The 20657-nt window shown below is 73.1% G+C and carries 17 protein-coding genes; 8 read left to right on the forward strand and 9 right to left on the reverse strand.

Annotated features, from left to right (window positions below; genetic code table 11):
• Both ACWEJ6_RS28645 and ACWEJ6_RS28650 read left to right on the forward strand, forming a co-directional pair.
• Positions 1-240 (forward strand): aldehyde dehydrogenase family protein (locus ACWEJ6_RS28645; RefSeq protein ID WP_452427663.1); only part of this gene is annotated, 240 nt, incomplete at its 5' end.
• Between the two features lie 85 nt (positions 241-325).
• A complete protein-coding gene (locus ACWEJ6_RS28650; protein ID WP_452427665.1) occupies positions 326-1936 on the forward strand; it encodes a serine/threonine-protein kinase in 1611 nt (536 codons plus the stop codon).
• A gap of 48 nt (positions 1937-1984) precedes the next feature.
• Here ACWEJ6_RS28650 and ACWEJ6_RS28655 read toward each other — a convergent pair whose 3' ends face one another.
• Both ACWEJ6_RS28655 and ACWEJ6_RS28660 read right to left on the reverse strand, forming a co-directional pair.
• A complete protein-coding gene (locus ACWEJ6_RS28655) occupies positions 1985-3340 on the reverse strand; it encodes a sensor histidine kinase (protein WP_452427667.1) in 1356 nt (451 codons plus the stop codon).
• A 103-nt stretch (positions 3341-3443) separates the two neighbouring features.
• A complete protein-coding gene (locus ACWEJ6_RS28660; RefSeq protein ID WP_452427669.1) occupies positions 3444-5270 on the reverse strand; it encodes a transketolase-like TK C-terminal-containing protein in 1827 nt (608 codons plus the stop codon).
• A gap of 49 nt (positions 5271-5319) precedes the next feature.
• Here ACWEJ6_RS28660 and ACWEJ6_RS28665 point away from each other — a divergent pair, with 49 nt between their 5' ends.
• The 3 genes from ACWEJ6_RS28665 to ACWEJ6_RS28675 all read left to right on the forward strand — a co-directional run bounded on the left by ACWEJ6_RS28665 (position 5320) and on the right by ACWEJ6_RS28675 (position 7195).
• The gene (locus ACWEJ6_RS28665) at positions 5320-5694 is read left to right on the forward strand and encodes a GNAT family N-acetyltransferase (RefSeq protein WP_452427671.1); all 375 of its coding nucleotides are present in this window, start codon (positions 5320-5322) and stop codon (positions 5692-5694) included.
• 211 nt (positions 5695-5905) lie between these two features.
• On the forward strand, positions 5906-6259 hold the full coding sequence (locus tag ACWEJ6_RS28670) for a hypothetical protein (RefSeq protein ID WP_352355057.1): 354 nt from the start codon (positions 5906-5908) through the stop codon (positions 6257-6259).
• A 126-nt stretch (positions 6260-6385) separates the two neighbouring features.
• Entirely contained in the window at positions 6386-7195 is an 810-nt protein-coding gene (locus ACWEJ6_RS28675) for a TetR/AcrR family transcriptional regulator C-terminal domain-containing protein (RefSeq protein WP_452427674.1), read from the forward strand.
• On the opposite strand, the gene ACWEJ6_RS28680 is transcribed toward ACWEJ6_RS28675, so the two are convergent.
• The 6 genes from ACWEJ6_RS28680 to ACWEJ6_RS28705 form a co-directional block, all read right to left on the reverse strand.
• Positions 7182-8312: an aminotransferase class I/II-fold pyridoxal phosphate-dependent enzyme gene (locus ACWEJ6_RS28680; protein ID WP_452427676.1), complete on the reverse strand. Its 1131-nt coding sequence runs from the start codon at positions 8310-8312 to the stop codon at positions 7182-7184. The genes ACWEJ6_RS28675 and ACWEJ6_RS28680 overlap by 14 nt on opposite strands.
• Entirely contained in the window at positions 8309-8935 is a 627-nt protein-coding gene (locus ACWEJ6_RS28685; protein WP_364338690.1) for a helix-turn-helix transcriptional regulator, read from the reverse strand. Before ACWEJ6_RS28685 ends, ACWEJ6_RS28680 begins: the two co-directional genes overlap by 4 nt.
• Before the next feature lie 64 nt (positions 8936-8999).
• On the reverse strand, positions 9000-10124 hold the full coding sequence (locus ACWEJ6_RS28690) for a winged helix DNA-binding domain-containing protein (RefSeq protein WP_452427678.1): 1125 nt from the start codon (positions 10122-10124) through the stop codon (positions 9000-9002).
• 115 nt (positions 10125-10239) lie between these two features.
• On the reverse strand, positions 10240-11478 hold the full coding sequence (locus ACWEJ6_RS28695) for an RNA polymerase sigma factor (protein ID WP_452427680.1): 1239 nt from the start codon (positions 11476-11478) through the stop codon (positions 10240-10242).
• Complete coding sequence (locus ACWEJ6_RS28700) at positions 11475-11846, reverse strand: YciI family protein (protein ID WP_452427682.1); 372 nt, start codon at positions 11844-11846, stop codon at positions 11475-11477. Before ACWEJ6_RS28700 ends, ACWEJ6_RS28695 begins: the two co-directional genes overlap by 4 nt.
• A 40-nt stretch (positions 11847-11886) precedes the next feature.
• A complete protein-coding gene (locus tag ACWEJ6_RS28705; protein ID WP_452427684.1) occupies positions 11887-12549 on the reverse strand; it encodes a DUF998 domain-containing protein in 663 nt (220 codons plus the stop codon).
• Between the two features lie 159 nt (positions 12550-12708).
• On the opposite strand from ACWEJ6_RS28705, the gene ACWEJ6_RS28710 reads away from it, so the two are divergent.
• From ACWEJ6_RS28710 to ACWEJ6_RS28720, 3 genes are all read left to right on the forward strand, one after another.
• Complete coding sequence (locus ACWEJ6_RS28710; protein WP_452427686.1) at positions 12709-13134, forward strand: hypothetical protein; 426 nt, start codon at positions 12709-12711, stop codon at positions 13132-13134.
• A gap of 295 nt (positions 13135-13429) precedes the next feature.
• The gene (locus tag ACWEJ6_RS28715) at positions 13430-16798 is read left to right on the forward strand and encodes an OmpL47-type beta-barrel domain-containing protein (RefSeq protein ID WP_452427688.1); all 3369 of its coding nucleotides are present in this window, start codon (positions 13430-13432) and stop codon (positions 16796-16798) included.
• 89 nt (positions 16799-16887) lie between these two features.
• Positions 16888-18303, forward strand: coding sequence for an amino acid permease (locus ACWEJ6_RS28720; RefSeq protein ID WP_452427690.1), 1416 nt, complete (start codon positions 16888-16890; stop codon positions 18301-18303).
• A 15-nt stretch (positions 18304-18318) separates the two neighbouring features.
• Here ACWEJ6_RS28720 and ACWEJ6_RS28725 read toward each other — a convergent pair whose 3' ends face one another.
• Complete coding sequence (locus ACWEJ6_RS28725) at positions 18319-20406, reverse strand: hypothetical protein (RefSeq protein ID WP_452427692.1); 2088 nt, start codon at positions 20404-20406, stop codon at positions 18319-18321.
• Positions 20407-20657 lie beyond the last annotated feature (251 nt).

Genomic DNA, 20657 nt, shown 5'->3' on the forward strand with positions numbered 1-20657 from the left:
GGGGGCGCGGCGCGCCGGTTCCAGAACGAGGTCGAGGTGGGGATGGTCGGGATCAACGTGCCGATCCCGGTGCCGATGGCGTTCTACAGTTTCGGTGGGTGGAAGTCGTCGTTGTTCGGTGACACGCATGTGCATGGCACCGAGGGGGTGCAGTTCTACACGCGGGGCAAGGTGGTGACCTCGCGCTGGCTGGACCCGTCCCACGGTGGTGTGAACCTCGGCTTCCCCACGAACGGGTGACCCCGCGCCCGCCCTTCTCACAGGATCGACTCGAAGCCTGTGCGGCCGTTGCATGAGGGCGGGATGATCGGGTAGGCAGGGCGGCATGTCACTTTCGCACTGTGCGGGCTGGTTGCTGGCCGGACGCTACCGGCTGCTGTCCGAACTGGGCCGCGGTGGCATGGGCCGCGTCTGGCGGGCCCACGACGAGCTGCTCGACCGGCAGGTCGCGGTCAAGGAGGTCACCCTCGGGCACGCGCTGGGGACCGAGCGGGAGCGGCTGCTCGGCCGGACGATGCGGGAGGCGCGGCTGGCCGCCCGGCTGAGCCACCCGCACATCGCCGCCGTCTACGACGTGGTGGTGGCCGACGAACGGCCGTGGATCGTGCTCCAGCTCGTGCCCTCGCGCAGCCTCGCCGACGTGATCGCCGAACGCGGGCCGCTGTCCCCGCCCGACGCCGCGCGCCTCGGGCTCCAGGTGCTGGAGGCGCTGAGCGCGGCGCACGCCGACGGCATCGTGCACCGCGACGTCAAGCCCGGCAACATCCTGCTGAACGGCGACCGGCACGCCCTGCTCACCGACTTCGGCCTGGCCACCACCCTCGACGACCAGGCCAACATCACCCAGTCGGGCATGGTGGTGGGCACGCCCGCGTACATCGCCCCGGAACGCCTGCGCGGCGGCCACGCGACCCCGCAGGCCGACCTGTGGTCCCTCGGCGCCACCCTGTACGCGGCCGTCGAGGGCCAGTCGCCCTTCCCGCACAGCGGCCACCTGGCCGCACTGACCGCGGTGCTCACCTCCGAGCCCGCGCCGTTCCACCTGGCCGGGCCGCTCGCGCCGGTCATCGCCGGTCTCCTGACCAAGGACCCCGCCCGCCGGATCGACGGCGAGGAGGCCCGGCGGCGCCTGACCCGGGTGGCCGCGCTGCGCGACGAGGAGCCCCACGACACCGCCGCCATCCCCCTGTCCACCCCCCTGCCCAACACCGGCGACCTCCTTCCTCCCACCCTCTTCCCCACGGCCCCCGCCCGGGAGGTCTCCCTCCCCGCCCCGGAAGCCGCCCCCGCCCCCGCCCCCGCCCCCGTCCCCGAGGCCGGTCCCGTCCCGGTGGGCGTCCGGGACGTGGGGGCCGTCGCCGGGGCGCGGCCGGACGCCAGGCGGCGGATCCCGGGCTGGGACCGCGCGGTACGCAGGACCGGCGAGCGGAACCACGCCGTGCGCCGGACCATGCCCGACGCCGCGCGCGGGCTTCGCGCGCACCGCGAGCTGCTGCCGTTCTCGGTGTCGATCCCGCAGCCGGGCAGGCCGCAGCGCTGGCGGCAGCTCACCGCCCTGGCCGCGCTCGTCACCAGCGTGCTCCTCACGACGTCCTGGAACGGCGACGGCGGGCCGCCCGCCGCCACCCGCACGCCCTCCTACGCCGACCCGGCGCCGAACCAGGCCACCGAGCACGAGGGCATCATGCACGCCGTGGCCATCGCGCGTGACCGCCCTTCGGAGGGCGCCTCCGACCGCGCGGCCGAGCAGAGCGGCTCCCGTCGCCGTCCGGCCGCCCAGCCCGTCGCCCAGTCGCCGGCCCAGCGGCCCGATGTGACCGGCGCCAGGTCCGGCGCCACGTCCGCCGCCGGCTCCGGCAAGGGGCGGAAGGTCGGCCATCAGGCCGCCAAGGCCAAGCACGGCAAGGGCCTGGCCCGCGGCCACGGCAAGCACTAGAACCCCGCGGCCCCGCCCAGCACCAGAACCCCGCGGCCCCGCACCCCGTCAGGCGAGGGGGAGGCGGAGGACGAAGCGGGCGCCCTTGGGGGAGTCCTCGATGGTCAGCGTGCCGTGGTGCGCGGTCGCGATCTCGCGGGCGATCGGCAGCCCGAGGCCGGTGCCGCCGGCGTCGCGGTTGCGGGAGTCGTCCAGGCGGGTGAAGCGCTGGAAGACGAGCTCGCGCTGGGCCGGTTCGATGCCTGCGCCGTCGTCCAGGACCTCCAGCACGGCCCGGCCGCCCTCCTGCCGGACCGTCACGGTGACCTGTGTCTCGGCGTGCCGCTCGGCGTTGTCCAGCAGGTTCGTCAGCAGACGGGTGAGCTGCAGCCGGTCGCCCATGACCACCACGCCCTCGTCCGGGCCGGTGACCACGCGTTTGGCCCGCGGCCTGGCGGTCTCGGCGGTGACCAGCTCGCCCAGGTCCACCGGCTGGTGGTCGCTCGGCGCCCCGGCGTCCAGCTTGGTCAGCGTGAGCAGGTCGGTGACGATGGCCTGCAGCCGGTCGAGGCTGGCCAGCACCTGGGTGCTGGTCTCCCGCCAGTCGGTCTCCTCCGGATGCAGCATGGCCTCCTCGACCTGCGCGCGCATGGCGGTGATCGGGCTGCGCAGGTCGTGCGAGGCGTCCCCGGCGAACCTGCGCTGCTGCTCCATCGCGGCCTCCAGGCGGGCCCGCGCCGTCTCCAGCCGTTCCAGCGTCTGGTTGGCGGTCTCGGCCAGGGCTCTGATCTCGTCGTCGGTGTCCGGGACGGGCACCCGCAGGCCGCCGCCGTCCGCGGTGATCTCGGCGAGCCTCTTGGTGATGCTGCTGACGGGGGCGAGCGTCCTCGCCACGACCCGCGACACCCCGAAGAAGGTCAGCCCGACCAGCAGCGCCGACACCACGATCTGGAACAGCACGACCTGCGGGCTGACGAACCAGGGGACCGCGGGGTCGAAGGCGTAGATGATCCAGGTGCCCTCGGGCTGGTAGGCGCGCAGGGCGACCACGAGCTCGCACCGGCCGGGGAAGGCCGGCAGGTCGCAGCTCCTGCTGACGTAGTTCGCCTGGTCGCGGGGGATGTGGGCCGTCTGGCGGGGGGCGCCGGCCAGGTTGGGCGTCCAGGCGACGGCCCGTCCGGCCGGGTCGACGACCTGGATGCCGTCGAGGCCGAGGGGTTCCAGCACCTGGGGCAGCTGGTTGCGCTTGACCATGAGGAGCACGCGCAGGGCCCGCCCGGACACGTCGCTGGCGCGCACGTCGGCGACGTCGTCGTGGATGCCGAACATGACGAAGCCGCTGACGACGACGTTCAGCAGCAGCATGGCGATGCCGGCGAGCAGTGCCAGCCGCGTACGCAGCGACCGGCGCAACCGTGTTCTCACCCGTCTCCCCCCGGGATCAGCAGAACACGGTTGGTGCACCAGGCCCTAACTTAGGGAGATTCCTCGATAAATACGGTTACGCCGGGACGAGTTGCCCCCGCTGCTACTCCTCCACCGCCTTCAGCACGGCGTCCGCGATCGAGCGCGGATCGACCCCGAAGTGCCTGCGCACGGCCTCCCGGGTGTCGGAGAGCCCGAACCCGTCGGTGCCGAGCGAGGTCCACGGCCGGTCGATCCAGGGCCTGATCTGGTCGGGAACGGCCCGCATCCAGTCGCTGACCGCGATCACCGGCCCCTCGGTCCCGGCCAGCGCCTGCCGCAGGTACGGCACCCCGGTCGCCGACATGGCCTCGCGCCGCAGCTCGCTCCACGAGGTGACCGACCAGACGTCCACGCCCAGCCCGTACTCCTCGGCCAGCAGCCGCTGGGCCTCCAGCGCCCAGTGGATCGCGGTGCCGCTGGCCAGCAGGTGGGCGGCGCCGCCGCCGGCGGAGTAGCGGTAGATGCCCTTGACGATGCCCTCCTCGACGCCCTCGGGCATCGCGGGCTGGGGCAGCGGCTCGTTGTAGAGGGTCAGGTAGTAGAACACGTCCTCGGCGGCCTCGCCGTACATGCGCCTGAGCCCGTCGCGGACGATGACGCCGACCTCGTAGGCGAAGGCCGGGTCGTAGGCCAGGCAGGCGGGGTTGGCGGAGGCCAGGAGCTGGGAGTGGCCGTCGGCGTGCTGCAGGCCCTCGCCCGTCATGGTGGTGCGGCCGGCGGTCGCGCCGAGCAGGAAGCCGCGGCCGAGCTGGTCGGCCAGGGCCCACATCTGGTCGCCGGTCCGCTGCCAGCCGAACATCGAGTAGAAGATGTAGAACGGCACCATCGGCTCGCCGTGGGTGGCGTAGCTGGTGGCCGCCGCGGTGAAGGAGGCCATCGAGCCGGCCTCGGTGATGCCCTCGATGAGGATCTGCCCGTCCACCGCCTCCTTGTACGCCAGCAGCAGCTCCCGGTCGACGGACTCGTAGCGCTGGCCGAGCGGCGAGTAGATCTTGGCCGTGGGGAACAGCGACTCCATGCCGAACGTCCTGGCCTCGTCGGGCACGATCGGCACCCAGCGCCGCCCGGTCTCCGGCTCCTTCATCAGGTCCTTGACCAGCCGGACGAACGCCATCGTGGTGGCGATCGGCTGCGTCGAGCCCTTGGCCAGGGCCGCGAACGGCCGCTCGCCGGGCTGCGGCAGCGGCCGGCCGGCGACCGTGCGGCGGGGGATCGGGCCGCCCAGCTCCCGGCGGCGCTCGGCGACGTACTCGGCCTCGGCCGAGCCGGGCCCCGGGTGCAGGTACGGCGGCAGCTCCCCGGCCAGCGCCGAGTCGGGGACCGGCAGGCCGAGCCGGTCGCGCATGACGCGGAACTCGTCGAGGGTGAGCTTCTTCATCTGGTGGTTGGCGTTGCGCGCCTCGACGCCCGCGCCCAGCGTCCAGCCCTTGACCGTCTGGACCAGGACCACCGTGGGCGCGCCGCGGTTCTGCAGCGCCCGGTGGTAGGCGGCGTACACCTTGCGCGGCTCGTGCCCGGCCCGCGAGCCGCCGACGATGCGCCGCAGGTCGTCGTCGGAGTAGGGCACGTCGAGCCCCTGGAACAGGTGCTGCCTGATGTAGGCGCCGTCGGCGGCGGCGAACGTCTGGAACTGGCCGTCCGGCACCTCGCCGAGCCTGGCCACGAGCTCGTCGGAGCCGAGCAGGCCGTCCCACTCGGCGCCCCACAGCGCCTTGACGACGTGCCAGCCCGCGCCCCGGAAGACGCTCTCCAGCTCCTGCACGATCCGGGTGTTGCCGCGTACCGGGCCGTCGAGCCGCTGGAGGTTACAGTTGATCACGAAGGTGAGGTTGTCCAGCCCCTCCCTGGCGGCCAGCGTCAGCGCCGCGGTGGACTCCGGCTCGTCCATCTCGCCGTCACCCAGGAAGGCCCAGACATGACTGTGCGAGGTGTCCTTGATGCCGCGGTTGGCCGCCCCCGCCCCCGGGCCGCCCCCGCTCCCGCTGGAGGAGCTCACCGCCGGCGACCATCCGCGCGTCGTCCGGGCCCGCCGCTACCGGGACGCCGTGCGCGTGTGGGTCACCGGCGACGGCGCCGGCCTGGTCACGCTGGGCCGCGGCGTGGCGGGCCGCTGGGAGGCGGCCGTCGAGGTGGAGCCCGAGCACCGCGGGCGCGGGCTCGGCAGGTCGCTGGCCGCGGCGGCCAGGCACCTGACACCCGGCCCGCTGTGGGCGCAGATCGCGCCGGGCAACGCCGCGAGCGTACGGGCCTTCCTGGCCGCGGGCTATCTGCCGATGGGGGCCGAGGTGCTGCTCGTTCCGGAGAACGGCTGACTCGGAGGCGTCCTGTGCAGGGCGTGGGCTCGTGCCGGAACGCCGTGCGGAAGGCCCAAGCGCCCCTTGCCAGGCCGGGGTTGCCGGTGTCCGGGAGTTTGCTGGTAGGGGGCCCGCTGTTGGGGGAAACCGGGTGTGGCGCTGCGGAGGGCGTCCAAGATCGCTACGTATAGTGATGGCCGATGTCACTTCGTGATTACAGGGGGAGCTCATGAGAGGTAACCTCATCGCCGCCGGCGGTGCACTGCTCGTCGCGGCCGCGGTGTTCAGCATGGCCGGCGTGGCCGCCGCGGACGCCTGGTCCGACGAGAGGCACTGGCACCCGGACAACTGCAGCCTCGGAACGAACGACGACTCCACGTACCACCACGTCACGAAGTACGGCCGGTTCGCCGGCACCCGTGACGCCGACGCCTGCAAGGGCGGCGAGCACGGGCACGACTCCGACGACGACGGCTGGGGCTGGAAGCACGACCACGGCCGCCACAACTGGCCGGGCAGCGGCAACGGCAACTGGATCGGCCACGGCTACGGCCCCGGCGCGGGGGTCGGCGTCGGGGGCTGACGCCCTCACCCACCTCGATCCCGGCGCCCCCGCGGGGCGCCGGGATCGACGCACGCCCCCGCCCTGCCACTCAGAGCGCTGATATCTTCTGCCGTAAAGAGATCCGGGGCAGAGGAGAGTCGTACCGTGGTCGTCTTCGCCGGGCAGGGGGACGCGCGCCGTTCGATGGCGTTGTTGTGGCGGACCGAGGAGCCGGGCGAGTCGCGTCCCGGCCCCAAGCCGGGCCTGAGCGTCGACCTGATCGTCGACGCCGCCATCGCCGTCGCCGACGCCGAGGGCATGGCCGCGCTGTCCATGCGCAAGGTCGGCGAACGGCTGGGCCGCACCGGCATGGCCCTCTACACCTACGTCCCCAGCAAGGGCGAGCTGGTGGACCTCATGTACGACAAGGCCCTGGGCGAGCTGCCCACCGCCCACGACATGGCCGGGGGCTGGCGGGCGGCGGTCACCGCGTGGGCCGGGCACCTGTGGCACTTCTACCAGCGCCATCCCTGGGTGCTCCAGGTGTCGCAGGCCCGTCCGGTGCTGGGCCCCAACGAGTTCGCGCTGCTGGAGAGCCTGGTCGCGATCCTGCGTGAGACCGGCCTGCGCCCGCCCGCGCTGCGCGGCGTGGTGTCGCTGCTGTTCGACTTCGTCCGCGGCGCGGCCCGGACGGTCACCGAGTCCCGGCAGGCCCCGTCGGCCACCGGCGTGTCGGACGAGGAGTGGTGGCACACCCGTTCCCAGCTGCTGGAGGAGGTCGCGCCGGGCTTCGCGGCCCGCTTCCCCATGGTGACCTGGATCGAGAGCGAGGGCAGCGTCCCCGGCGAGGGCGAGCCGTACCTGGAACACCAGGTGAACGAGGCGTTCACGGTCGGGCTCACCGTGCTGCTCGACGGCGTGCAGGCCGCCGTCGAGCGGACCGGCCCGCACGCCGGGCCGGTCAGCGCCCCTTGAGGAAGGACGCCCAGGCTTCCAGGCCCGGCTCGGGGTCGGCGCGGCCCACGCCGAGGCGGAACCGGTCGTCCGGCGTGGACGTGAGCTCCGAGCGGTAGACGCCCGCGGGCAGCAGCAGCACGCCGGCCCGCTCGACCAGCTCGGCGCAGAACGCCTCGACGCCGTCCGGCCCCAGGTAGCGGGGGAACGTGACGCAGCCGCCGTCGGGCGCCCGCCACTCGAACAGGTCGCCGAACTCGCCGAAGAACGCCTCGAAGCGCGGCAGGTTGGCGGCGATGATCCCGCGGTTGCGCTCCAGGATGCGGTCCCGGGCCTTGATCGCGATGCGGGCGAGGAGCTCGCTGGGCGCGGAGTTGCAGATGGTCGTGTAGTGCTTGGCGCGTTCGAGGCGGGCGCGCAGCTCGCGGTCGCGGCAGGCGATCCAGCCGATGCGCAGGCCGGGCATGCCGAGGGACTTGGAGGTGACGTTCAGCGAGAGCGCCGCCGGTGACAGGTCGGCGGCCTGCGGCAGCGTACGGGCGGGGTCGAGCTCCAGGCCGCGGTAGACCTCGTCGCTGAACAGGTGGATGCCGCGCTCATCGCACAGCGCGGCCAGCCGGGCGAGGTCGGCCGCGCCGATGACCTTGCCCGTCGGGTTGTTGGGGAAGTTGACCGACACCACGCGGGTGTTCGGCCGGATCGCGGCCTCCACGGCGTCGAGGTCGAGCGCCCAGTCGCGGTCCGGGTCGAGCGCGACGCCGGTGACCTCGCACAACGCCATCGGCACCGTCTCGGCGGACTGGTAGCACGGCGTGACCACCACGGCGTGGGCGCCGGGGCCGAGCAGCACCTGCATGGCCAGGTACAGGGCTTCCTGGGCGCCCGCGAAGACGACCACGTCGTCCGCGCCGACGCGCTCGTAGGTGTCCGCGACGGCCTGACGCAGCCCCGGGTCGCCGAAGGTCTCGGTGTAGCCGAGGGACAGCGTCTCCCAGGCGTGCCTGTCGTCGTCACCGGCCAGGGCGAGCAGCTCGGCCATGGTCATGGTCTGCGCGTCGGAGGCGGCCAGGTGGTGGCGGGCGGTGAACTCCCAGCGGGAGAAGTAGACCTCCAGCCGGAAGTCGGGAAGCGGGGTCACGGTCGGCTCCTCCTGAGCTCGGCGAGCAGGGCGTAGAGGGTGGAGCGGGACGTCCGCAACGCCCCCGCGACGACGGACGGCGCCCGCCGGACGGTGAAGACCCCGGCCTGGTCCAGCTCGGCCAGCACGGCGAGGCGGTCCTCGCGGGTCAGCCGCTCCACCGGCCGGCCGTGCTCGCGGACGTAGGCGCCGACGATCTGCTGCACGCGCTCGGTCCAGTCCTGCTCGAACAGCGCCTCCGGACGCGGCGCCGACGGCGCGGCGAACGCGGCCAGCAGCGCCGCGGCCTGCTCCAGCGGGGTGCGGTCGAGGTTCACACAGAGCACGGCGGACGGCTCGCCGCCGGGGTCGCGCAGCACGGCGCTCACCGACGACAGCCGCCGCCCGTCGGCCAGCAGCTTCTCGTAGGGCCCGTAGACGCCGCTGGGCGAGGGGTCGAGCCGGTCGAGCTCGCCGAGCAGCGACGGGGCGCCGGGGCCGCGCCCGGACATCGGGTTCCACACGCCCAGGACCCGGTCGCCGCGGACGTCGTGCAGGACCACCTCGGCGTACGGGGCCAGCAGCGCGGCCACCGCCTCGCACACCGGCGACCACAGCCGCACGCGCTCATCCGTGTTCGTCACGCCCGGATGCTATGTCCAGTTCGGACGCTTTGTCCAACCAGGCCGACGCGCGTTCCCCGAGCGCTCAGGCGTGCGCGCCCACCGTGACCGGGCCGAGGGTCAGGCGCGGCCGGCCCTCCAGGATCTCCCCCACCCGTTCCACCTGCTCGTCGAGCTCACCGCGCTGGGCGGCGGTCAGGGCGGACAGCAGTTCCACCGTGACGTCGATCCGGCTGCCGGAGCGCCGCTGGTGCCAGACCCCGCGCACCTCGCCGTCCACCAGCAGAACGGGGAAGGTGCCCGCCTGCCCGCCGGACAACGCCCGCTGCCAGGCCGGGCCGGGGTAGAGCAGCTCGCGCGGCCGGCCCGCGATCAGGTAGGCGTCGAAGTACGGCAGCAGGCGCACGCCGCGCGGCGGCCCGTCCGGCACCGCCGTGTCCCCCGCCAGCACCCGGGCCGGACGCCCGTCGAACGACACCTCCTCGGTCTCCACCGTCGCGAACGCCTCGGCCGCCCACCGCCCCGTCGCGCCGACCCACTGGGCGAACTGCGCCGGGGTGGCCGGCCCGTACGCGGCCAGGTAGGCCCTGACCAGGCCGGCCCGAGCATCCGGCGGCACGGGCGCGGCCGGCGCGGCGCGGTAGGTGACCTTGCGCCCTCTGACCGGCCCGAACACGAACGCCCCGCGGTGCGCCGCGGTGTGCATCGCCTGCCGCCAGCGCGGCCACATGCCCTGGAACGCGGGCATGACCAGGTCGCCCGCCCACGGCCCGGTGGCCGCCACGACCGCGTCGCTCAGCTCGTCGATCGTCATCTCGGCCCCGGCCAGCGCGTCGCGGACGGCCTGGACGACCTGGTCGGTCTGGTCCGCCGTCAGCCGGACGCCCTCGGCCCCGCCGGGCCCCGGCGGCAGCGACGACAGGGCGCCCAGCCACATGGGCAGGTCGCTCGCGGGCAGCAGGTGCACGGTTCCGCGCGGCCCGTGCGTCTTGACCAGGGTCCCCTCGTCCCACAACGCCTCGCGCACGTGGGCACGGGTGACGCCGTCGAGCCGCAGGCCGATCGAGAGCTCGGCCGCCGACATGACCTGGGCGTGCGCCCCGCACATGGCGGCCACGACGGCGGCCTGGCCCTTGTCGGCGGCGGGGGCGGCCAGGTGCGCCCGCTCCAGCCGGCGCGCGCTGACCTGCGGCCACGACAGTTCGATCACGAATTCCTCCTCGGTGCGTTCCCTTCACCGTAGAAGGACAGGCGGAAAGGTTCGTTCCGCTACGGCGGGTGTCACCCCGGCGATCCGCCCACGGTGTCGCCCGTGCCGGTGCCGGTCAGCTGAGATCGCCGGCCTTGCCGAGCAGATAGCGCCGCTCGACCTGGTTCGCGGTCAGGCCGGCGGCCTGACGGTAGAGCGCGGCGGCCCGCGTGGTGTCGCCGGTCATCTGGAGCAGGTGGGCGCGGACCGCGTGCTCCCGTTGCCTGGTGAGCGGGTGCCGGTCCAGGTGGTGGCGGCGGTTGAGGTCGTCCAGGAGCGCCACGCCGCGGGCCGGTCCGTAGGCGTGGGCCACCGCCACCACCCGGCTGAGCTGGACCGGCGCGGTGGGGGTGAGCCGTTCGAGCCACACGTACAGCATGGCGATCTGGGCCCAGTCGGTCCGGTCGGGCGCGGCGGCCGCGGAGTGCACGGCGGCGATCGCGGCCTGGAGCTGGTAGGGGCCCGTCCGGCCGCGGTTCCAGACGCCGTCGATGAGCGCGGTGCCCTCGTCGATCAGGTCGCGGTCCCACCGGGTGCGGTCCTGCTCGTCCAGGGGGACCAGGTCGCCGCCGTCCGTACGGGCGGCGCGCCTGGACTCGGTGAGCAGCATCAGCGCCAGCAGGCCGGTCACCTCGGCGTCGTCGCCGAGCGTGGCGTGCAGCATGCGGGTCAGCCGGATGGCCTCGCGGGTCAGGTCGACCCGGGCGAGCCGGTCGCCGGCGGTGGCGGTGTAGCCCTCGTTGAAGATCAGATAGAGCACCCGCATCACGGCGGTCATGCGGCTGTCGCGGTCGGCGTCGGTGGGCGGTGTGAAGCGGGCTCCGGCGCGGGCCAGCCGTTGTTTGGCGCGGCTGATCCGGGCGCCCATGGTGGGCTCGGTCGTGCCGTGGGCGTGCGCGATCTCGGCGGTGGTCAGGCCGCCGACCGCGCGCAGCGTGAGCGCCACCTGGGAGGTGGGGTCGAGCGCGGGATGGCAGCACAGCAGCAGCAGGGTCAGGCTGTCGTCGCTCCCGGCCGCGGGGTTCGCCCGGCGCCCGGGTTCCCGCATGGCCAGGTCGGCCACTCCGGCCTGCAGCTCGCGGCGGTGGCGGGCCTGGTCGGAGCGGAGCAGGTCCACCATGCGCCGGTATCCGACGCGGATCAGCCAGCTGCGCGGGTTCTCCGGGACGCCCTCGACCGGCCAGGCACGCCCGGCGGTCAGCAGCGCCTCCTGCACCGCGTCCTCGGCGATGTCGAACCGGCCGAAGCGGCGGACCAGCGCGCCGAGCACCTGCGGCGCCTCGGTGCGCAGCAGGTGCTCCAGCTCGCGGTTCACGCCCCGAAGTCCGCACCCATGATCGGGCGGATCTCGATCGGTTCGCCGAGCGCCTCGACGATGCGCGCGGCGATCTCGACCGCCCGCTCCTTGCCGGTCACGTCGATCACGGCGAAGCTGGCCAGGACCTCCTTGAGCTCGGCGAAGGGACCGTCGGTGGCGACCACCTTGTCACCGTCGCGGTGGACGGTGGTGCTGACCGCCGGGTGTCCCAGGCCCTCGCTGCCGACGAACTCGCCGGAGGCGATCAGCTCCTGCTCCAGCCTCTGGTAGGTCGCGAAGGCGGCCAGCGCCTCCTCGGAGGGGACGTCGGCGGTGGCGGCGTCCCACGCGGCGGCCGGGGTGTAGCCGAGCAGCAGGTATTTCATGGTGAATCCCTTGATCGTGGCAGCCGATTCTACGTTCGCCTCAGGCGGCACGCCGCAGCGACACCGCGAGGACGGTCGTCCAGGTGAAGGCGACCAGGCCGTTCACGGCGATCTGGACGCTCATGCGGTCGGGCGACATCGGCACCAGCAGCACCAGCGCGGCGACGGCGCTCAGCACGGCGCCCGGCACGGCGGGCGGCGCCGACCGGCGGCGGGCGCACCGGACGCTCATCACGACGGCCGCGACGGCCAGCGCGGTGAAGGCCACGGCGGCGGCGGCCGAGTGCGCGATGCCGTGCCAGGACATCTGCGGGACCGGCCCCTCAGGGGTCCCCGCCGGGAAGCCCTTCTCGGGGTCCATGGTGAAGACCCCGGCCGCCACCAGCCCCGCGCCGAACACGCCCACCAGGATCGGCAGCGCCCGCCGCCCGATCCCTTCGGTGAGCGTGCGCCTGACGCCGACGGCCAGCGCCAGCGCCCCCGTCCCCGCGAGGACGAAGGTGAGGATCTGGATCCACCCCAGGTCGCCGGTGGACAGCTGGCTGATGGGGTGCCGGGTGATGTCGAAGCCCTCACGGGTGAGCATCTGCGTGGTCGCCGAGGCGAAGAAGATCGGCCCGGCCAGCGCCCCGGCCAGCAGCAGGCGTCCGGACGTCCGGGCGCTCCTGCGGACGGGGACGCCGGTGGCGGTGGTGGTGGTCATGAATGTCCTCCTTCGTCGGTGGGTTTCCCGCTCGCTACCTCGGACCCGGACCGCCCTTCTTGACGCCGAGCGAGTGTGATTCACGTCACAGCGGTCTCGTGTCAAAGCCCGGCAGGGGGCTCCGAGGTACCGGTGAGACACCCCACAGAGGAGGACGACATGATCGAGACCCAGCAGCCCAGCCCCGAACTGAAGGCCCTGGACCGGCTGGTCGGCACCTGGAAGGTCACCGGCGGCGCCGAGGGGACCGTGCGCTACGAGTGGCTGCCCGGCCGGTTCTTCCTCGTCCAGCACGTCGAGCTCACCCAGTTCGGCGACCCGGTCACCGGCATCGAGGTGATCGGCAACCTGCGCCCGTTCGGCGAGCCGGCCGGGGCGGACGTGGTGTCCCGCTACTACGACTCGGCGGGCAACACCTTCGACTACGTCTACGAGCTGGACGGCGACCGGCTGACCATCTGGGCCGGGGCCAAGGGCGGCCCGGCCTACTACGCGGGCACCTTCGACGCCGAGGGCACCACGCTCATCGGCGAGTGGGTCTACCCCGGCGGCGGCGGGTACGCCTCCACCTCCACACGCGTCTGACGCCCGGCCGGGGAAACCCACGGTGGCGGCGAGCCGTCCTGAACGGCTCGCCGCCTTCCGCCGGCGTGGCTGCTCGTCGGCCCTCGCGGGCGCTCGCGCGGCCAGCGCCCCGGACGTCCCGGCAACCTGCTCAGGAACGGCCGGAGAGATCCGATCATCTGGGGGACAAACCGCGATTTTCGGTGCACCACGAGCCTTCTGGAGTGGATTGGTCGGATGAAACGTGACCTTGGCGTGATCGCCTTCGTCTGAGGGCTTGGTCACAATGAGGGCCATCCCCCGACTGGAGGCCCTTGTGCGCCATGGCAAGCCCTGGCGGCTGCTCCTCGCGGCGACTCTCGCCGCGACCGGACTGACCGCTCTCTCCCCCGCCTCCGCCCAGGCGGCCGGCACCGTCTTCCACGTCTCCCCCGACGGCGACGACGGCGCCGCCGGCACCGAGGCGGCGCCGTTCCGTACGATCGAGCGTGCCCAGCGCGCGGTGCGCGCGGTCCTGCCCACCGCGCCCGAGCCGCCCCGGGTACGGGTCCGCGGCGGCGTCTACCACCTCGCCGAGCCCCTCACCTTCACCCCCGCCGACTCCGGGGCCGTCTACGAGGCGGCCGCCGGCGAGCAGGTCGTGCTCAGCGGCGGACGCCGGCTGACCCCCGCCTGGACGCCGTACCAGGGCGCGACCCTGGTGGCCGACATCGGCGCGGGCCTCGACTTCGACGAGCTCTTCCTCGACGGCACCCGGCAGGTCCTGGCCCGCTACCCCAACGTCGATCCCAAGGAGGCCGTGCTCGACGGGTACGCCGCCGACGCGATCTCGCCCGAACGGGTGGCCCGCTGGAAGAACCCCACGACCGCGCTGGTCCGCGGGCTGCACCAGGGCGAATGGGGCGGGAACTCCTTCAGGGTGACCGGCGTCGGCGACGGCGGCGTCCCGATCCTGAAGTGGGTCGGCGACAACAACCGGGGCGACGGCCTGCATCCGCAGAAGCGCATGGTCGAGAACGTCCTGGAGGAGCTGGACGCCCCCGGCGAGTGGTTCTACGACAAGGACGCCGGCCGCCTCTACCTCCAGCCGCCCGCGGGCCTCGACCCGGCCAAGGCCCGCGTCGAGACCGCCGAGCGCGAGGAGCTCGTGCGGGTCGTCGGCGACTCGCCCGCCGCGCCGGTGCGCGACCTCACCTTCACCGGGTTCACCTTCACCCAGACCCACCGCACGCTGTTCAGCCGCCCGTACGAGAAACTGCAGCTCGGCGACTGGGCCATCGTCCGCGCCGGCGCGGTCTACCTGCGCGACACCCAGCGGGTCGCCATCCGCGACGCCCGGTTCGACCAGGTCGGCGGCAACGCCGTCTTCATGGACGGGTACGCCGAAGGCAACGTCGTCTCCGGCGGCGAGTTCCGCGAGTCAGGGGCCAGCGACGTCGCGGTCATCGGCTCTCCGGCGGCCGTCCGCGAGCCGTCCACGTGGGACGACATGCGGCGCACGATCACCGACACCACGCCGGGCCCGAAGACCGAGGACTACCCGCGCGACATCACCATCAGCGGCAACCACATGACCCGCAACGGCCGGTTCGAGAAGCAGAGCTCGGGCGTGCAGATCTCGATGAGCCGCCGGGTGACGGTGTCCGGCAACACCGTGCACGACGGCCCGCGCGCCTGCGTCGACATCAACGACGGCACCTGGGGCGGCCACGTCATCGAGGACAACGACATCTTCGACTGCGTGAAGGAGACCTCCGACCACGGGCCGATCAACAGCTGGGGCCGCGACCGCTTCTGGCCGCTGACCGCCGGGGACGCCCAGAAGAAGGCGTACGCCAAGCTCGACGCGATGGAGACGACGAAGATCCGGCACAACCGGATCCGGCACTCCTCCCACTGGGACGTCGACCTCGACGACGGCTCCTCCAACTACGAGGTCACCGGGAACCTGCTGCTCAACGGCGGGGTGAAGCTGCGTGAGGGCTTCTTCAGGACCGTGCGCGGCAACATCTTCGTCAACGGCGGCGGCCACTTCCACGTCTCCTACGCGAGCAACGGCGACGTCGTCGAGAAGAACATCTTCGTCACCGACGACCCCTACGACTTCATCCAGAGCGACCCGTCCACGTCCGGAACCGTCTACGACGACAACCTGTTCTGGAACAACGGCAAGCCGGTCGCCGACATCACCGCCGCCTGGCGGGCCCGCGGGCTGGACACCCGCTCGGTGGTCGCCGACCCGCTGTTCGAGGGGCAGAGCCCGTACGCCGACCCGGCCAAGCTCGACTACACGCTCAAGGCCGGCTCCCCCGCCCTCGCGCTGGGCTTCCAGCCGTTCCCGATGACCGGGTTCGGCAAGCCCGGCTCGCCCACGCCGCCGCCGCTCACCTGGCGTGAGCCCGAGACCGGCATGACGATCGGCAACCTGGCCGAGCCGCTCATGGGCGCGACGGCCACCGAGGTCCACAGCGACGAGGTGAAGTCCTCGGTCGGGCTCACCGACTACGACGGCCTGTTCCTGGCCGCCGTCCCGGCCGGGTCCCACGCCCACGGGCAGGGGCTGCGCACCGGCGACGTGATCAGGGAGATCGCCGGGACCAAGGTCACCGGCCGCGACAGCTTCTGGAAGGTCTACAACCGCACGCCCGCCGGGCGTCCGGTGCCGCTGAAGGTCTGGCGCGCGCAGGCGCTGACCGAGCTGAGCCTGACCAAGGCGTACGGGGTGGAGACCATCGACAACGTCTCCGGCGTCACCTACACCGGCGAGGGCTGGGACTGGAAGAACGACCGGCGCGGCGGCGGCGGCTCGACCCTCGACGACCTGCACGCCACCCAGACCGACGGCGACTCCTTCGAGCTGGCCTTCCACGGCACCGGCGTGGAGTACATCGCCCAGGTCAACTCCGACGAGGGTAAGGTCGACCTCTACCTGGACGGCAAGCTCGACGCCACCATCGACAACAGCAACCCGACCCGCGAGTACCAGAAGGTCGTCTACACCAGGACCGGGCTGGCGCCCGGCCCGCACACGCTCAAGGGCGTCAAGAAGGACGGCTCGTACTTCATCGTGGACGGCTTCAAGATCCACTCCGCCCCCGCGAACGAGGACGGCGAGCCTCCGGTGACCACCGCGTCCGGGGTGCCCGCCGGCTGGTCGGACGGGCCCGTGGACGTGGTCCTGACCGCCGCCGACGCGGGCTCCGGCGTGGCGCGCACCGAGTACCGGCTCGGCGACGGCTCCTGGCAGCGCTACACGGACCCCGTCCGGGTGGACCGCGAGGGGGAGAGCGCGCTTGCCTTCCGCAGCGCCGACCAGGCCGGCAACGTCGAGGAGCCGAAGTCGGTCACCGTCCGGATCGACGCGACGGCCCCCACCCTGACCGTCACGCCGGACCCCGCCCGGCTGTGGCCGCCGAACCGCAGGCTGGTGCCGGTGGAGGTGGCGCTGAAGGCGTCCGACGCCGGGCCCGTCACCGTCACCCTGGTCTCGATCACCAGCTCCCAGGGCAACGCCCGGGACGACGTGCGCGAGGCCGCCACCGGCACCGCCGACACGTCCTTCGCCCTGCGCGCCGAGCGGGACGGCGGCCAGGACCGGGTCTACACGATCACGTACCGGGCGGTGGACCGCGCGGGCAACGCCACCGAGACCCGCGCCCAGGTCACCGTGGGACGCGCCGGCTAGCAAGCGGACGGACCGGCTCCTTCGAGCCGGTTCGTCCGACTTCCGCCGTCATGCGCATGGCGGGCTTCCTGTCAGGGCAGGACCCCGCCATGACGTCTGCGCGAGGCTTCGGCGGCGGGTCCGGGATATTCCGCCGCAAACCGGTAGAACAGATCGCCACCGAGCACGAGGGCGAGCTCAACCGCGTGCTCGGGCTCTGGCAGCTCACCGCGATCGGGGTGGGCGGCATCATCGGCGCCGGCATCTTCGCGCTGGCCGGCGCCGTCGCCAACCAGACCGCCGGGCCCGCCGTGGTGATCTCCTTCCTGATCGCCGGCATCGCCAGCGCCGCCGCCGCGTTCTCCTACGCGGAGTTCACCGGCATGATCCCGAAGGCCGGATCGGCGTACACGTACGGCTACGCGGTGCTCGGCGAGATCGTCGGCTGGTTCATCGGCTGGGACCTGCTGCTGGAGTACACCGCCATCGTCGCGGTCGTGGCGATCGGCATCTCGGGCTACTTCGGCTTCCTCCTCGGCCAGTTCGGCATCGACCTGCCCGCCTGGATGCTCGGCGCGCCGGGCACCGGGCCAGGACACGTCGTGGACCTGTTCGCGGCGATCCTGTGCCTGTTCATCGCGTTCCTGCTCAACCTCGGCATGCGGTCGGCCGCCCGGTTCGAGACGTTCGTCGTCGCGATCAAGGTCGCGGTGGTGCTGCTGGTGATCGTGGTCGGCTTCTTCTACATCAAGACCGACAACTACACGCCCTTCTTCCCCTACGGGTTCGGCGGGGCGGTGACCGGCGCGGCCACCGTGTTCTTCGCGGTCTTCGGCTACGACGCCATGAGCACGGCGGCCGAGGAGTCGAAGGACGCCCAGCGGCACATGCCCAAGGCCATCCTCTACTCCCTGGCCATCTCGATGGTCCTGTACGTGCTGGCCTGCCTCGTGCTCACCGGCATGCAGAACTACCAGGACATCGACCCCGAGAGCGGCTTCTCCTCGGCGTTCGCCTCGGTCGGGCTGTCCGGGCTGGCCAGCGTCATCGCGGTCGGCGCCATCGTCGGCATCCTGACCGTCATGTTCACGTTCATGCTGGGCGTCACCCGCGTGTGGTTCGCGATGAGCCGGGACGGGCTGCTGCCCTCCTGGTTCGCCAAGCTTCACCCCGTACGGCACGTGCCGTCCAGGGTGACCTGGATCGTCGGCGCCGGCTCCGCGCTCATCGCCGGGTTCCTGCCGATCAGGGAGGCGGCGGAGCTGACCAACATCGGCATCCTGCTGGCCTTCGTGGTTGTCTGCGCGGCGGTGATCGTGCTCCGCTACCGGCGTCCCGACCTGCCGCGCGGCTTCCGCATGCCGGGCATGCCGGTGGTGCCGGCGATCGGGGTGCTCTTCTCCCTCTGGCTGATCACGTTCCTGGAGCCGCTGACCTGGCTCAGGTTCGTCGTGTGGTTCCTGATCGGGCTGGTGATCTACTTCGCCTACGGGCGCCGCCACTCGGCGCTGAACCGCCGCGACTGACGTCCGGCGGCGGATTCAGTTCGTGTCCTGGTAGACCTTGGGGCCGATCGCCTTGTACGCGGCCTTGGAGGCGTCCTTGAGCCACGGCCGGGTGCTGGTGGAGTTGGCGCGGTTGGTGTAGAGCGCCATGGTGTGCAGCAGGTAGCGGTGGGTGTACCCGACCCATCCCCAGGTCTGGGCCCTGCTCCAGCTCGTCGAGTGGCACAGCCCGGAGCCGGGGCCCTTCCGGGGGCAGACGATCCCCCAGGCGTCGGCGTAGGCGTCGTCGAGCCGCGCGTACGCGGTGTCGGCCCGGCCGTCGTTCTTCAGCGGCACGACCCACACCGAGACCATGATGCGCTTGTTCCCGGGGGCCCCGGGGTTCACGTACGAGCCCTTGACCATCTTGGAGCAGCGCGCCTTGCGCAGGACCGAGCGGACGTTGGCCGCGTGGTAGGCGTCCGGGCACTTGTCCACGCCGCTCGACCGGAGGGTGTAGCGCACGCCCTTGGCCGTGGTGAAGGAGCTGGGCAGCAGGGCGCTCGGCGTGAGCGGGATCGGGTCGGTGTCCTGGCGGTCGAGGTCACCCGGGTCAAAGGGCTCCTCGGTGGGCGGTTCGAGCGTGGGCGTCTCAGTGGGCGTCTCGGTGGGCGTCTCAGTGGGCGTCTCGGTGGGCTGTCCGCTGGGCCACGGGGTGGCCGAGGACGGCGCCGGTGTGGGGACGACCGCGTCCGGCGAGCCGGAGGACGCCGCGGTCAGCCTGCTGTCCCCGCGTTCCGGGCCGAGATCCTTCACCACCGAGACCACGAACACCGCGGCCGCCACGGCGAGCGCCACACCGACCACTCCCACACCGGCCCCCAGACCGACCTTCATCCCCGTACTGAGCCCGCCGCCGGACGGGCGCGGCCCCCCGGCCCCGGGAAAAGGCGGCCTCGAAGGCCCCCGCGGCGGCAGCGGCGGTGGCCCCTGCGTCGGCGGTGGTGACAGGAGTGAGGGTGAGGGCGGTTGCAGGAGCGGTGGTCCCTGCGGCGGTGCCGGTGGCAGCAGCGAAGGTGACGGCGGCGGGGGTGATGGCGATGGCGCCAGCGGAGGTGACGGCGGCGGTGGTGGCAGGAGCGGGGGTGGTGGGGGCGGTGCGTGGGTGGGCGCGGTCGTGGCCGACGAGGCGGCCTGCCGCAGCTCCTGCGCCCACTGCTCGGGACGCGGCCGCTCGTCCGCGGGCCCGTGGAGCGCCGCCGCGGCGAGGTCGGCCGCCGCGGGGGCGACCGCGGCCAGCCTGCCTGGGTTCGTTGAGGTCCGGTCGCGGGCCAGGAGCCGTACGGCCAGCAGCGCGAACCTGTAGGCGTCACCCTGCGGCGTGCCCTCGGGCTCGTCGGCGGGGATCTCCCACCCGGACGTCTCCACCTGGGGTAACGCCGCCGTCCCGGCGAGCCGCATCGCGTCGCAGCCGATGAGGAAGCACTCCGGGGAGCCCTCCGTGGCGAACAGCAGGTGCTCGGGCGACAGGCCGCCGACGACGATGTCCATCGTGTGCAGGCGGGCGAGCGTGTCGGCCAGGTCGGCCAGCAGCAGCAGACGGTCACGATCGCCGACCCGCCGGCCGATGCCGCCGCCACGGACGCCGTCATGGGCGGGGTCGTGAGCGGGGTCGTGAGCGCCGACGTGGGCAGGGGCGTGGGGGTCGTCGTCGAGCAGGAGCTCCATCGTGGCCGGGCGGCGTTCGGTTCCCGACGGCGTTCGCAGGTCGAAGGAGAACCGGTGGGGCACCGACCGCATGAGGAAGCCACGGACCGCGCCGCCGGACACGACGATCTCGGCGGGCCAGGCCGCCTTGTCACACAACCAGGCCGCGTCCCATCCGGGTAGCCGGCCGATCAGCCCGGCCATCTCGGTGAGGACGCCCACGTCGAGGCCGGGCAGAACGTCGGGGTCGTACTCCTTGTAGACGACCTCGAACTGGCCGTTGATCCGGCGGCCGGGCACCTCGTGGACCATGCCCCGGCCGTCCTGCCCGAGACGCCGTCCGAGGACGAGGTCCGCCCGGTCGGTGCCGCTCGCGGGACCGCTCGTCGGGCCGGTGCCCGGGTCGCCGATGCCCGAGTCGCTCGTCGAGTCGCTCATCGGGCCGCGTCCCCCGGCCACAGGGCCGGCTCGGACCCCGGGCGCGACCGTGTCGTCTGCAACCTCGGGCGCGACCGTGTCGGCTCGGGCCCCGGGCGCGGCGGCTCGGTCTCCAGGCCGGGCGCGTCGAGCGCGACGCGCGCCCAGGCGTGGATCCGGTCTGCCTGCTCCGGTGCGTGCCGCACGTGCGCTCTCCCCGCCCTTCGAGCCCGCCCTTTTTCGGAGGATATCAGCGTCCATTTGCTGAAGAT

The sequence above is a fragment of the Nonomuraea sp. NPDC004702 genome (assembly GCF_053601695.1).

What these genes read in the sequence shown, in the direction of transcription:
- ACWEJ6_RS28670 (WP_352355057.1), top strand. Translation starts at nt 5,906, where the DNA reads ATGAGAGGTAACCTCATCGCCGCCGGCGGTGCACTGCTCGTCGCGGCC.
- ACWEJ6_RS28665 (WP_452427671.1), top strand. Translation starts at nt 5,320, where the DNA reads ATGCCGCGGTTGGCCGCCCCCGCCCCCGGGCCGCCCCCGCTCCCGCTG.
- ACWEJ6_RS28660 (WP_452427669.1), bottom strand. Translation starts at nt 5,270, where the DNA reads ATGGACGAGCCGGAGTCCACCGCGGCGCTGACGCTGGCCGCCAGGGAG.
- ACWEJ6_RS28710 (WP_452427686.1), top strand. Translation starts at nt 12,709, where the DNA reads ATGATCGAGACCCAGCAGCCCAGCCCCGAACTGAAGGCCCTGGACCGG.
- ACWEJ6_RS28725 (WP_452427692.1), bottom strand. Translation starts at nt 20,406, where the DNA reads ATGAGCGACTCGACGAGCGACTCGGGCATCGGCGACCCGGGCACCGGC.
- ACWEJ6_RS28705 (WP_452427684.1), bottom strand. Translation starts at nt 12,549, where the DNA reads ATGACCACCACCACCGCCACCGGCGTCCCCGTCCGCAGGAGCGCCCGG.
- ACWEJ6_RS28720 (WP_452427690.1), top strand. Translation starts at nt 16,888, where the DNA reads ATGACGTCTGCGCGAGGCTTCGGCGGCGGGTCCGGGATATTCCGCCGC.
- ACWEJ6_RS28700 (WP_452427682.1), bottom strand. Translation starts at nt 11,846, where the DNA reads ATGAAATACCTGCTGCTCGGCTACACCCCGGCCGCCGCGTGGGACGCC.
- ACWEJ6_RS28650 (WP_452427665.1), top strand. Translation starts at nt 326, where the DNA reads ATGTCACTTTCGCACTGTGCGGGCTGGTTGCTGGCCGGACGCTACCGG.